Below are 14,063 nucleotides of genomic sequence, written 5' to 3'. Positions count from 1 at the left end.
ATGACAACATTAATAGCTATAATAGGATTAGGTGTTTTATGCCTTATATTTGAAATCTTCGATTTTAGAAAAGCCATTATTCCAATATCAATCATTGGACTATTAGCCATTCTAGGACTTACAGTTTCTGAATTTAATTCTCCAGCGAGTTACTACAACAACATGATTGTAGTAAATAAATTTTCAGTTTCTTTTTCAAGTTTGTTTATAGTACTAACTATCTTTTTGGTTGCTTTAGGCCATAATTTCTATGATAATCACCAAAGTAAACTTTCTGATTATATCGCCATTAAAATATTCTTATTATCTGGTGCAGTTGCCATGGTTTCTTTTGGAAATTTGGCTATGTTCTTCTTAGGAATAGAGATATTATCCATATCGCTTTATGTTCTTGCCGCAAGCAACAGATTAAACATAAAGAGTAATGAAGCTGGTATGAAATATTTCTTGATGGGATCTTTTGCATCTGGAATTATTTTATTTGGTATCTGTATGATTTATGGTGCGATGGGAACATTCGACATTGTAGAAATTAGCGATATGTCTCAATCGGCTGAGCTTCCTATTTGGTTCCCAATCGGAATTGTTTTGGTTACAATCGGAATGTTATTCAAAATCGCAGCCGTTCCATTTCATTTTTGGGCTCCAGACGTTTACGAAGGTTCTCCAACTTTGACGACAACTTTAATGAGTACTTTGGCAAAAGTTGTGGCAATAGCGACACTTTATAAATTGTTATCTAGCATGAATGCCGATATCAATTATGCATTCCAAATTGTAGTGGTAGTTGTTTCAATTGCATCTATGACTGTTGGTAATATCATGGCATTAAGACAAGTCAATGTGAAACGTATGCTGGCCTTTTCAGGTATTTCACATGCTGGATTTATGTTGATGACATTATTGAGTTTATCAACTTCAGCAGGAAGCTTATTGTATTATGCTTCTGCTTATTCATTGTCTGGTATTGCTGCTTTCAGCGTTATATTATATGTATGCAAAAACAGAGAAAACGAAGATGTTGTAAACTTTCACGGTTTAGGAAAAACAAATCCTTTGTTGGCTGCTATTTTAACAGGTTCATTGCTTTCTATGGCGGGTATTCCAATATTTGCAGGTTTCTTTGCTAAATTGGTTTTGTTTAGCCAAACCATTCAAGCAGGTTATTTAGTGGTGGTTATATTTGCGGTTATCAACTCAATTATAAGTGTTGGTTACTACTTCAAATTGATTTTGGCAATGTATACCAAAGAACCGAACGAAACTCGTACAGGAAAACCATTCTTGATTTATGCAGTTGCCGTTATTGCTATTGTTTTAAACATTGTCATAGGATTGTTTCCTTCATTGATTTTAGATCTATTAGCATAAGTTTTTAAAAAAAAATATATTAAGTCACTAATGATATTTATTGTTAGTGACTTTTTTTCATAAAAAAACCACCAATTGCAATAATTGATGGTTTTTTACCCTAATCTAATTCAACTCAAAACTTAATATTATACTATTGCAAGCTATTGAGCTCTCATTTTGATATAATCTAGTTGATAATTATACCCTTTTTTCAATAGTATAAATTGTTTATTCATCAGATGCCAAAGCTCTGGATGATTTATAACTGTTTGTCATATTAATACTGTTCACTAATTGTTTTACACTACTGTTAAAAGGATCAATACTAACCACTTTTTGAAGATAAGGGAATACCCCTTTTTCAATTTGTTCCTTTTGTGTTTTCAAATCTGCAAAGGCCTTTTTATCAAAAACTGGAGACCCTAAATCATTCATTTGGTTTGCTATTTTAATACTTTTCCCTATCATTAATGACGAAAGTCCCAGATAAGCATCAGCATATTCCGGATTTATTTCAATAGCCTTTTTATAATAATATTCCGCTCCTTCATAATAATGTTCATTTTGGCAATTTGCACCAAAACTCGTAATTAACTCCGCATTGTCGGGATTAGATTCTATTATAACAGACACTAGATTGTCGAAATAATCATAATCTTTGATTTCCAAATATAAATTGGCTTCAAGCAAGGCTAATGACAAATCTTGTCCATCAAGATTTCTTGCCTGTGATATTGCTTTCAATGCAATTTCTTTATAACCTTTTTGGATATAAATCATAGCAATACTTTTATAAATTTCAGCCTTTTTAGATTGAAATACCTGTCTTGGTCTTAAATGAGTTGCGTTTAGAATTTGAGTATCTCTATCTTTCAATGTGGCAAAATACTCATCTTTTAATTTACTTTTGCTATAAGCAATATAGACCTCAATGTTTCCAGAGTAATTCATGGCTTTCAATTCTTCAAAACATTTCAGAGCCATGTCATTTTCATTAGCGTTTTTATAGCTAACTGCAGCATTATAAAGTTGTAATGTATCTTTCTTATCTATTAGATAGGCTTGGTAAAATTTATTCGAAGCTTCTATAAAGTTTTTAACTGCTGAATCTTCAATGGCACTATTTACAAGTCCCACTTTAATTTTATGAAGTGATTCGATTGCCTCGGAAGTATACTTGTTTTGGTTTGATTCATTCTCAACTACAATCAAGTCATTAAACACCGTAACCGCTTGTGAAAGGTACTTAGAAGTGTTAATGTTTTTGTCTGCCAAATCCAATAGAGCGGAGCCTTTTGTGTAGTAAAAATGGATTTTTTCTTCATCCGGAGAGTTACTAATCAAATATTCAACAGGAGCCAAAATTGCAATTACCTGTTCTGAATTACCTGCTTTCAATTCCTTTTGGGCGGCTTTTATCTGATTTTTTTGAGCGTATATAAAAGGAGTAAACAACAACAAACTAAAAAGGGCACTGAAAATACTTTTCATAATTGGTAAGTTTAAATTAATAAAAGGTAAATGTTGGGACATTATATGTATCAAACTAAGACTTGAAAACTTCAAAAAGAAAACCAATCTCACAATTTAAGAACGTATTACTTATTTGCTTTTTTCAAAGCTATTGATTAAAAAATTGTCTCCTATACGTATTTTTACCTGATTTTTATTACAAAGTTGACAGTCTAAAAATCATGCTTAAGATTTTTTATAAGAAAAGTATCAGTAAGTATCTAGAAATATATTAGGCATATAAAAAAAACAGAACAACACACTGTATATCAATTATAATCGCTAAATTACGATATGAAATAAAGGAGACATGGGAACAACTAAAAGACAAGATTTCGATCAGGAAACAAACGCAATCGCCGAAATCTGCAAAGCATTGGGTCATCCAACCCGAATGCAGATAATGACACTCTTATGGAATAAAAACAACAGAACCTGCGGGGAAATTGTTTCCTTAATTCCGTTAGCACAATCCACAATATCCAAACATTTATTAGAATTAAAAAAAGCTGACTTATTAAATGTAAAGAATGTTGGAAAAAAAACTATTTATTCGATTGAAGTAGAAAAAATACAAATTCTCAAGAAGTACTTAACCAATTATTTATCGAATAAAATACTTTCTAAAGAAGCTGAAATTGCCATACTTCCACCCACTCCAAAAATTGCAAAAAGAGATAAATTACATTTAAAGGAATTCAACTACCAGTTTCCAGACAAAAAAAGTGACTTAAATCAAAGCAATATTGAATAGTTTTATAATAAAATCTTAAACTATAAAAGTTCGAAATTCAATTTCTCTAATTTTGCACTTTAAATTATTTGGCTGTGCCGATAAAAAAACAAATATGAAAAATCAATTGAAAGTACAAATCTGGTCAGATGTAATGTGTCCATTTTGTTATATAGGAAAAAGAAAAATAGAAGAAGCCATAACACAATTTGAAAACAAAGATTCCATTGAAATAGAATGGAAAAGTTTTGAATTGGATCCCCGCTTTGTAGCAACATCAGGTGAAACTATTGCCGATCATTTGGCTGAAAAATATGGTAGAGATATTGATTGGGCTCAGTCTATGCTGGAAAACACAACTCAAACAGCTAAAAGTAACGGCTTGGATTTCCATTTTGAAAAAGCAATCTTGGCCAATTCATTAAACGCTCACCGATTACTGCATTTAGCAAAAAAGCACAATCGCTCTAATGATTTAGAAGAACTGCTTTTCAAGGCCTATTTTACCGAAGGAAAAAATGTCAATGACTGGAATACGCTACAGGAAATTGGGCAAAAAGCCGGTTTGCACATTGACGAAATTAAACAGCTCATAGATACAGATATCTTCACAAAAGAGGTTAGACAAGATCAGCAACAGGCACAAGAATTAGGCGTAACTGGAGTTCCATTCTTTGTATTTGATAATAAATACGCAGTATCTGGAGCACAGCCGACGGAAGTCTTTTTGAAAACATTGGAAAAAGCCTGGGAAGAAGGAAACTTTGAAACCAAACTAAAACTTCAAAATACCTCAGATAAAAACAGCTGTGGTATCGATGGATGTGAATAACACAAAAACTATGACTGAAAATACAAAAACAATCCGTTGGGGAATAATTGGATGTGGTAATGTTACCGAACTAAAAAGCGGTCCAGCCTATCAAAAAACAACAGGTTTTACTATTCAAGCAGTAATGCGCAGAGATCCGGAAAAAGTAAAAGATTATGCCAAACGACATGGCATTCCTAAATTCTATACAGATGCAGATGCTTTAATAAATGATCCCGAAATTGATGCTGTTTATATTGCAACACCGCCCGACACCCATAAATATTATGGATTAAAAGTGGCTGAAGTTGGAAAACCATGCTGTATTGAAAAACCATTGGCTCCAAACTATCAAGATTGTTTAGCCATTGCTGAAGCCTTTGAATCAAAAAACATCCCTGTATTTGTTGCCTATTACAGAAGGACACTTCCAAGATTTGAGCAAATAAAAAAATGGATTGATTCGAAAACCATTGGAGAAATTAGACATATCAGATGGCATTTAAGCAAGCCCACAACTAATCAAGACCGTTCAGGCGAATACAACTGGCGAACGGACATAAAAATCGCTACAGGAGGTTATTTTGATGACTTAGCCAGCCACGGATTGGATTTATTCATTCATTATCTCGGTCCAATAAAAGAAGTTTCGGGAATTAGCCTTAATCAGCAAGGGTTATATACTTCAAAAGATGCTGCGGTGGCAAACTGGCTTCACGAATCTGGAGTTACAGGAAGTGGAAGCTGGAATTTTGGTTCCTTCGAACGCGAAGATATTGTTGAAATTTATGGCAGTGAAGGAAAAATTACTTTCTCCGTATTTGAAAATCACCCTATAATCCTAAAAACTGCTGCTGGCGAAACTACTCACAACATTACTCATCCCGAAAATATTCAGTTGTATCATGTGGAGCAAATGCGGGAGGATCTTTTAGGAAATCAAAAACATCCATCCAACGGATTTACAGCTGCACATACTAGCTGGGTGATGGATCAGATTATTGGAAACTAATTAAACGAATAAAAAGTTTAGACACGAATTTCACTAATTAGCACGAATAGTTTTTCGTGCTAATTAGTGAAATTCGTGTTAACTATTATTACCAAACTATTTCAATCTTTTGACCTTTTTTCAAAATGACATCTTGCTTTTTATTACCGCTGACAAGTATTGATTTACCTCCGTTTTTAGAAAACAACGAAACCTTTTTTAGCTTCTTGGCTTCCCATTCCATCGAAATTTCAAAGCCTCCTCTCGCACAAATTCCTTTTACAGATCCGCTTTCCCAAGCATCAGGCAAAGCAGGCAGTAATCGGATTTCATTTTCATCAGACTGCACTAACATTTCGGCAACCGCAGCTGCTCCTCCAAAATTTCCGTCTATTTGAAATGGCGGATGCGCATCGAATAAATTTGGGTATGTCCCTCCTCCTCTTCTTGGTTTCTCCGTTTTCTTTCCATCGGGATCTACGTAACGAAGCAATTCTCTGAACATTTTATAGGCACGATTTCCGTCCCAAAGTCTTGCCCAAAGATTGATGCGCCAACCTTTTGACCAGCCTGTAGTTTCATCGCCTTTTATTTCCAGTGTTTTTTTGGCAGCATTTGCTAATTCAGGTGTTTTCAATGGGGTAATGTGATCACCTGGAAAAAGTCCAAACAATTGCGACTGATGGCGATGTCTTGGATCTTTATCATCCCAATCAAAATACCATTCCTGCAAATTGCCTTTTTTGCCTATTTGGTAAGGATAGAATTTGGAAAGCGCCGTTTCAAGCTTTGATCTGAATTCGGCATCAACATTTAAAACTTTTGAAGCTTTTATGGTTTTATCAAAGCATTCTCTGATCATTGCCAAATCAGCTGTTCCTCCATACATAGTTGCTCCAACAAAACCATCGGGAGTGATGTATTGATTTTCGGGTGAAGTAGATGGTGAAGTAATTAAATTTCCGTTTTTGTCAATTACCAACCAATCCAAACAAAACTCTGCCGCTCCTTTCATCAACGGATAGCCTTCATTTTTCAAGTAGTTTTTGTCTCCAGTAAAAACATAATGTTCCCAAATGTGCGTACTTAGCCAAGCTCCTGCAATTGGCCAACAAGCCCACATCGGATCTTCTTTTCCAAACTGCCCCACGGGATTAGTCATTGCCCAAATATCAGAATTGTGTGCAGCAGCCCAACCTTTGTCAACTCCATAAAAAGTCTTCGCCGTTACTTTACCTGTTACCGCAAGATTTTTAATGAAACCCAAAAGAGGCAAATGCATTTCGGAAAGATTCGTGTTTTCGGCGAGCCAATAATTCTCTTCCAGATTGATATTCATAGTGTAATTACTGCTCCAAGGCGCATGCAAATGCGGATTCCAAAGTCCTTGCAGATTGGCTGGAACTCCCAAGGTTCTTGAACTGCTGATTAGCAAATAACGTCCATATTGAAAATACAGAATTTCTAGATTTTTATCTTCGTTTCCGTCGGCATATCCCAATAAGCGTTCGTCTGTAGGCAAATCCGGAGCTGTTGTTTTTCCTAGATTCAAACTTACTCGGCTGTAAAATTTTTGATAATCAGCAATATGTGAATGTTTTAATTTATCGAATGATTTTGCAAAAGCTTTGTTCAAATTAGTAGATGCTGTCGCTTTATCATTAATTCCTTCGGTAGCGGGATTTTTGTCAAAACCGTTAAAACTGGTAGCAACGGACACATAAATCAAGGCTTCGGTTCCGTCTTTTAAACCCAAACTATTGGCGGAACTTACAATTGAGCCATCTGTGTTTTTAATTTTTATCAAATTAGTAAAACGCGTTCCTCTTTCTTTTTGCGCCAGAAAAAGAAGCGGAACGGAATAGCCTGCGTTTTCATGAATCGGTGCCACACCGGTCAGAGTAAGCAGATTGTTTTTTACTTCGGTATTTGAAGTTAGCAGACTATTTGAATGGATATCGAAATTCAAAGTTCCTTTTTTACTGCTTGTCAATTTGATAACCATAATTTGGTCTGGAGCCGAAACAAAGTATTCGCGGGTATATTTTACGCCGTCAATTTCATAACTGACTTTGGAAATAGCATTCGAAATATCCAATTCTCTGTGATAATTAGAAGCTTTTCCTGTGTGGAAATTGTTAATTTCCATCGTTCCTAGTGGTTGATAAGACTCGGAATTTTTGCCTTGAACTTTTTTATTCAGTTCTTCGGCCAATTTATAGTCTTCGTTTTTTAATGCTTCGCGAATGGCTGGTATATTTTTATAAGCTTCGGGACTCATGCTCGCATTTACGGGTTCTCCCGACCAAAGCGTGATATCATTCAGATAAATTTTGTCTGACTGCACTCCGCCAAAAACAGTTGCACCCATTTTTCCATTTCCTAAAACAAGGCTTTCTTCAAAAAATTCAGCAGGCTGTTTGTACCAAAGAACATTGGTGGATTGCGCTACTGCATTTCTGCAAAAGATGGAAAAGATGAAAACTAAAAACAGTTTATTTAAGAGATTTAACTTCATATATTGTTACTTATTTTGAACATCTTATGTCTTCTTTGCTTGCGTGAGGGATAAAAGCTAACTACCGAAGTAGTGCGGATAGCCCGACCGCATTTACGAAAGGCGCGCAATAAGCGGTATGTTAAATAGCGCCTTTTGTAAATGTGGTCACGCCCTAATAATTACTTATTGACTTTATAGATTTCATTAGCCGTCATCATTTCCCAATTATCAGTTCTGAAAGGAGATGCCGGGAAATTTTCTTTATTGAAAAGATTGATTTCTGTATCATCATCTGCCCAACCGTAACGAACCGCAACTGGATTTGGAACTGCTTCGCTGGAAACTACTACTTTATTGTCTTTAATTGCAGCTTTGGCAGGGTAAAAAACTTTATCGGCTCCTGCAACTTCAAAACCTTTTAGATTTCCAGTTTTATCCGTTGATGACAATCCGCTCCCTATGGACGCAAAGCTTACTATAATCTGGTTTCCTTTGATATCCATTGACTTATACATTGGTCCACTGTTAACTTGTTTTTTTCCATAAACGTCATTCAAGGCGATAGCTGCTAAACGTTTTGCAACATCTTGCTTGTTTGTTGGGTGAATGTCTTTTGCATTTCCAATATCCGTAGTTACAACCATTCCTGTGTTTGGTACTTTCAGCGTTTCGGTTTGTGCTTCGCGAAGTTCGGCCCAACGGCTTCCTTTTGTACTGTTTCCGCCAAATTCATCAAAGGTTGACAATTGCACAAAATAGAATGGGAAATTGCCTTGATTCCATTTGGTTCTCCAATCGGTAATCATTAATGGGAAAGCTTTTTTGTATTGATTGGCTCTCCAAACATTGGCTTCTCCCTGATACCACAAAACCCCTTGAAAAGCATAAGGAATCAACGGATTTACCATCGCATTGTACAATAACGAAGGATAACTGTTTGGCGAAACTGAAACTCTCACATTTACCACATTAAATTTCCAAAGTCCGTCAAGTGGTATGTTTTTAATGCCTAGGTTTAATTTCAAATCGGCTGATTCTCCGTAAATACCACCGCCACCTCCATTATCTACGATTCTTACTGCAATGGTGTTTTTGCCTTCTTTTAGAACATTTGCAGGTATTAGGTAAACGCGTTTTAGATCATATTGGGTGTTTTTGCCAATTTCAATTCCGTTTACATAGGTAATATCTTCGTCGTCGATTTTTGATAGACATAAAGTAGCTTTGTTTTTAATATCGTCAGCGGAAAGAGTTATTGTTTTTCGCATCCAGACGATACCGTCCATATTTCCTAATTGCTGATTTTCCCAAAGTGAAGGTGCTTTGATTTCTGGCCAATTTTTATCATCAAAATTCATCTCTTTAAATTGGTTTTCATTTGCCATTGTGACATCAAAACCTTGAACTTTTTTGAGATTTTCTAAAATCGTTTTTTTATAGGTTTCAAGAATGGCATCCATATTAACAGAAGGCACATTGGCAATCATATCTTTGAATTCTTCGCTTTTTTCAAATGCTTGACGGCTTGTCCAAGTTTCTACATTGGTTCCGCCCCAAGATGTATTTATAATCCCGATTGGAATTTTTAATTCTGCATATAATTTTTTAGCAAAATAATAGCCAATGGCTGTAAAATTTCCAACGGTTTCTTTGCTGCTAACTTCCCATTTACCTGCTTTTAAATCTTCTTTTGGAGTCCCGCTTAAATCTTGGGCAACCCCAAAATGACGAATCATAGGATAATTAGAATCATTAATTTCAGCTTGAGCATTTATTGTTTTTGACACCTGAAATTCCATGTTGGATTGTCCTGAGCATATCCAGACTTCACCAACCAAAACATCTTTGATGACAATTTTGTTTTTCCCGGTTATGGTCAATTCAAAAGGCCCACCTACTTTTTCGGCGTTTAAACCAACAGTCCACTTACCATTTTTATCAGCTATGATGGTTCTGGTTTGTTTATTAAAATGAACTTCAACTTTTTCATTGGGATCTGCCCAACCCCAAACTGGAATTATTTTGTTACGCTGCAAAACCATTCCATCAGAAAATAGTAATGGCATACGGACATTGGCGTTTGCCAATATACTGACCATCAAAAATAGAAATACAATACTTTTTTTCATTTTTTTTATATTTTTAAAAAGATTCTAAGCTACTAAGATTCTAAGACGCTAAGCTTTAACAAAACTTAGAATCTTAGAATCTCTCCGTAACTTAATAACTCCAAAGTTACTTCAATCCATCGAGCAATCCATTTAGAGCTTGAGTATCAAATACAGTATTATCACTTCTTTTAAAGATTCCAAAACCTTTATCACCCAAACTTCCTTCATCCCAATAAAAAGGTAACAATCCATTTGCTTTAGCTTGTTTCACAACTGTTTTCAAATAATAAGCTCTTGAAGCCAGATGTAAAGTTAAAGCATCGCCAGTTAAAGTAGTACGACGAATTGCGCCGAACTCTCCTAATACAACAGGAATTCCTTTGTCTACAAATTGAGTTTTCATTAATTTGAAGTTTTTCTCCAAATCAGCTTCTTCACCCCAGGTTGCATTTCGCTCTGTATCGATTGCAGAATGATAACCTGCTCCCCAATAATAGAACATTTTACCCCAGGTTTCATCTTTAGTTAAACCTCCAAAATTCCAAGGAGAATAATAATGAACCTCAGCCATCATTCGGTTAGCTGTTTTATCCGTTGGCAAAACTGTCATTAATTTATTGGTTTTTTCGATATCTGTTGACGGCCCTTGAACTATCAAAGTACGAAATGCATTTTTGCCTCCTGTCGAACGTACCGCATCAATAAATGTTTGATGATAAGATGTTAAAACTGCCATTTGGGCTGCGTTCTCAACATTGGGTTCATTGGCACCGGCAAAAAGTAAATGCTCATCAAAACCTCTTAAATGAGTAGCGATTTGTTCCCAAAAGGCTTTTTGCTTGGCATTATTTTCTGACTTCTTGGCATCGGTAATGTTGTTTTCCAACCATCCACCATCCCAGTGAATATTCACAATAACATACATATCATTATCCACACAATACTGAACTACTTCTTTTACTCTATTCAGCCATTCGGTTTTGATTTGTGCAGTAGTTGAATTAGCTAAATTTTGATTCCAAGAACACGGAATCCGAATCGCATTAAAGCCATTTGCTTTAACCAAATCAATCAGCGCTTTAGTAACTTTTGGGTTTCCCCAAGCTGTTTCTCCGCCAGTTGCTTCCAATGTATTACCAATATTCCAGCCTAACTTCATTTTAGCCGCCAGTTCTGAAGCTGTGCTTCCCATTCCAGTCACATCGTCTGCAATTGGACTAGTATTATAGCTAGGGTACAAACCTGAAACAACTGCAGCTCCAATCTGAGAAACTGCAATTTGAACCGATGCAACTTGGTTAGTGCTAATTGTAATTACCGCTGTTCTTGTTGCAGCAGTCGTATTCTCCGAAGCTGTTATATTAAATGAAGTTGTGCCTGTCCCTCCAGAAAGTTGACTCAACTGAATCCAACTAGCATCTGAAGTGGCAACCGTCCAAGCAGTTGCATTAGTGGTAACTTTTACAGCAACTGCATTCCCTTTTGTTTGAAAATCAATTTTACTGGCATCTGCTGAAATCGTAATTGTTTCTGGCTTTTTATCCGTTCCTGAATCGGAACTACAAGCCAAAATACCAAAAAAAACAACACATAAAAGGGTTATAAATAATCGATTTTTTACTTTTTTTTTCATTTTCGCAATTTTGGTTTTTATGGTTAGTTAATACAGCATCCGCAATGAAAATCCACTGCAGATTCTGAATTCAAATTATAAGAAATGCGAATACTACTTAACGATTACGTTTACTTCTTTTTTAATATCACGAGAAGAACTCCCTAATTTCAAAGTATAATTTCCAGGCTCAACCGTCCATTTTTTTGTTTCAACATTATAATAGGCTAACTCTTTTACCGGAATTTTAATCGTTACCGTTTCAGAATTTCCAGTTTTAACCAATACTTTTTGGAATCCTTTTAATTCTTGGGCAGCTCGGGTAATTTTTGAATCTGATTTAGAAGCATATAATTGAACCACTTCTTTTCCATCCACTTTTCCAGTGTTTTTAACCGTTAATGAAACTGTAATTGTTTCATCAACAGTGTATGATTTCTTATCTGTTTTAGCATTATCGAAAGCAAAAGTGGTATACGATAATCCATATCCAAAAGGATAAAGTGGCTCAACTTTTTTGGTGTCAAACCAACGGTAACCTACCAAAATTCCTTCGGCATAGTTTACTGTTCTGTCACCGGGGAAACTGTTGGTAGCGTGAGCAGGAGAATCCATTAATTTTTTAGGCATTGTCCAAGGCAATTTACCCGATGGGTTTATTTTTCCTAGCAACACATCTGCCAAAGCATTTCCTCCTTCAGAACCGTTGAACCAGCTCCAAACCAAAGCATTTGTTTTGTTTTTTATTTCTTCAATATCAAAAGGAGCGCCTGCAACCATAACTACAATGGTTTTTGGATTCACTTCCAATACTTTTTTAATCAATTCTTCTTGACCAAATGGTAACTTAAGGCTACTTCTGTCTGAAGATTCGGTTTCATAATCACGGTTTGATCCTGCAAAAATGATGGCTACATCCGAATTTTTAGCGGCATCAATAGCTTCCTTTAATTTAGCTGGATCTAACTTATCGATTGTTACAGGCCCATTTGATGTTATGTTCCCTAAATTTCCTTTATTTTTTTCATCATAACGTTCCAAATATCCTTCGGCATAATTAATTTTGATTGAAGATGGCAACCTGTTTTTTAATCCGTCTAAAGGGGTAACCTCTCTTTTGGTTTTTACTCCGGCCCCAAATCCGCCCAAAGCATTTTTCTTCGTCGCATTATTTCCAATTACCGCAATGGATTTCACGTCCTCCAATTTTAAAGGCAATGCATTGTTCTCGTTCTTCAATAAAACAACTGCTTCTGCTGCAATTTTATAAGCATCTTGATAATGTGCCTCGGTTGCAATGCTGCCTTTCACACGATCTTTTCCTCCCATTGCTTTTACTTGAAACAAGCTGCGTAATATTCGTTTTACATGTTTATCAATTTCAGCTTCTGAAACTTCACCAGCTTTGGCGGCTGCGATTAATTTATCTGCCAAGAAAAATTCGTTGAACTTTTTTGGAGTTCCCATTTCAATGTCCAATCCGTTATTTAAAGATTTTACAGTAGAATGCACCGCAGCCCAATCCGAAACTACAATACCTTTAAAGCCCCATTCATCACGCAATACTTTGTTCAGCATATAATCGTTCTCGCATAAATACTCACCTCTAAACTTATTATAAGCTCCCATAATACTGTATGCCTTACCTTCTTTTACAGCAGATTCAAATGCAGGTAAATAAATTTCGCGAAGAGTTCTTTCATCAATTTGAACATCCACAAAATCGCGATTGGTTTCCTGGTTATTGGCAGCAAAGTGTTTTACACATGCCATTACATCGTTATCCTGTAAACCAACTACCATTGGCACCGCCATTTTTTTGTTTAAAAAAGGATCTTCTGTTAAGTATTCATAAGTACGTCCTCCAAGCGGCGTTCTTACAATATTAATTGCAGGCGAAAGCAACATGTCTTTGTCTCTTGCGCGTAATTCCTGCCCCACGCTATTACCAAAAGTGTAAGCCATTTCAGTGTTCCAAGTGGCGGCCAAAGCTCCGGCGGCTGGATAATAAGTTGCAAAATCATTTGTTAATCCCGCTGGCGACCAATTATCTCTTGAAATTTCTTCACGGACTCCAAGTGGTCCGTCAGCCATTTTTAATTCTGGAATACCCAAACGTTTAACCCCTCCACTGGTAAACATACTATTACCATGCAACATTCCAATTTTTTCCTCAAGTGTCATTTGAGCAACCAATTTGTCAATTTCTGCGTCAAATTCAGCAGTTATTTCCTTTCCCTCATAGCCTTTCGTCTCGTTTGAATCAGATTGAGCGCTCACTTCATTCTTGCAGGAAGTGAAAGCTACGAATGCAATAGCTACCGATAGGTATATTAGTTTATTTTTCATAATTAGATAATTTAATTTTTAGACTTAAACCTTTTTGGATTTCTCAAAAAAAGTTCAAACCATAGGTGTTACTATATTTATTTACAATTAT

General features: G+C 35.7%; 9 protein-coding genes. 4 read left to right on the top strand and 5 right to left on the bottom strand.

Annotation, left to right across the window (positions count from 1 at the left end):
• Positions 1-1,371, top strand: a complete 1,371-nt coding sequence (locus tag B0E44_RS16890; RefSeq protein WP_077377975.1) for an NADH-quinone oxidoreductase subunit N — start codon at positions 1-3, stop codon at positions 1,369-1,371.
• A 210-nt stretch (positions 1,372-1,581) separates the two neighbouring features.
• Here the strand turns inward: B0E44_RS16890 and B0E44_RS16885 are convergent, their stop codons facing one another.
• Positions 1,582-2,844, bottom strand: coding sequence for a hypothetical protein (locus tag B0E44_RS16885; protein WP_124019368.1), 1,263 nt, complete (start codon positions 2,842-2,844; stop codon positions 1,582-1,584).
• A gap of 331 nt (positions 2,845-3,175) precedes the next feature.
• On the opposite strand from B0E44_RS16885, the gene B0E44_RS16880 reads away from it, so the two are divergent.
• The 3 genes from B0E44_RS16880 (at position 3,176) to B0E44_RS16870 (ending at position 5,421) form a co-directional block, all read left to right on the top strand.
• The gene (locus tag B0E44_RS16880; protein WP_077377969.1) at positions 3,176-3,619 is read left to right on the top strand and encodes a helix-turn-helix transcriptional regulator; all 444 of its coding nucleotides are present in this window, start codon (positions 3,176-3,178) and stop codon (positions 3,617-3,619) included.
• 94 nt (positions 3,620-3,713) lie between these two features.
• A complete protein-coding gene (locus tag B0E44_RS16875; protein WP_077377965.1) occupies positions 3,714-4,430 on the top strand; it encodes a DsbA family protein in 717 nt (238 codons plus the stop codon).
• A 10-nt stretch (positions 4,431-4,440) separates the two neighbouring features.
• Positions 4,441-5,421 carry a Gfo/Idh/MocA family protein gene (locus B0E44_RS16870; protein WP_077378378.1) on the top strand — a complete coding sequence of 327 codons (981 nt, stop codon included), beginning with the start codon at positions 4,441-4,443 and terminating at the stop codon, positions 5,419-5,421.
• 88 nt (positions 5,422-5,509) lie between these two features.
• Here B0E44_RS16870 and B0E44_RS16865 read toward each other — a convergent pair whose 3' ends face one another.
• The 4 genes from B0E44_RS16865 to B0E44_RS16850 all read right to left on the bottom strand — a co-directional run bounded on the left by B0E44_RS16865 (position 5,510) and on the right by B0E44_RS16850 (position 13,972).
• On the bottom strand, positions 5,510-7,918 hold the full coding sequence (locus tag B0E44_RS16865; protein ID WP_077377962.1) for a glycoside hydrolase N-terminal domain-containing protein: 2,409 nt from the start codon (positions 7,916-7,918) through the stop codon (positions 5,510-5,512).
• A 161-nt stretch (positions 7,919-8,079) separates the two neighbouring features.
• Positions 8,080-10,029: a sialate O-acetylesterase gene (locus tag B0E44_RS16860; RefSeq protein WP_077377959.1), complete on the bottom strand. Its 1,950-nt coding sequence runs from the start codon at positions 10,027-10,029 to the stop codon at positions 8,080-8,082.
• A gap of 106 nt (positions 10,030-10,135) precedes the next feature.
• Positions 10,136-11,644 (bottom strand): cellulase family glycosylhydrolase, encoded by a 1,509-nt coding sequence (locus B0E44_RS16855; protein ID WP_077377956.1) that lies wholly within the window; start codon positions 11,642-11,644, stop codon positions 10,136-10,138.
• Positions 11,645-11,737: 93 nt separating this feature from the next.
• A complete protein-coding gene (locus tag B0E44_RS16850; RefSeq protein ID WP_077377953.1) occupies positions 11,738-13,972 on the bottom strand; it encodes a glycoside hydrolase family 3 C-terminal domain-containing protein in 2,235 nt (744 codons plus the stop codon).
• Positions 13,973-14,063: the final 91 nt, after the last annotated feature.

Origin of the sequence: Flavobacterium sp. A45 (assembly GCF_002001005.1) — a bacterium.
Taxonomy (GTDB): domain Bacteria; phylum Bacteroidota; class Bacteroidia; order Flavobacteriales; family Flavobacteriaceae; genus Flavobacterium.
The sequence above is the reverse complement of the archived record's forward strand: the minus strand, read 5'-3'. Positions and strand labels throughout refer to the sequence as shown.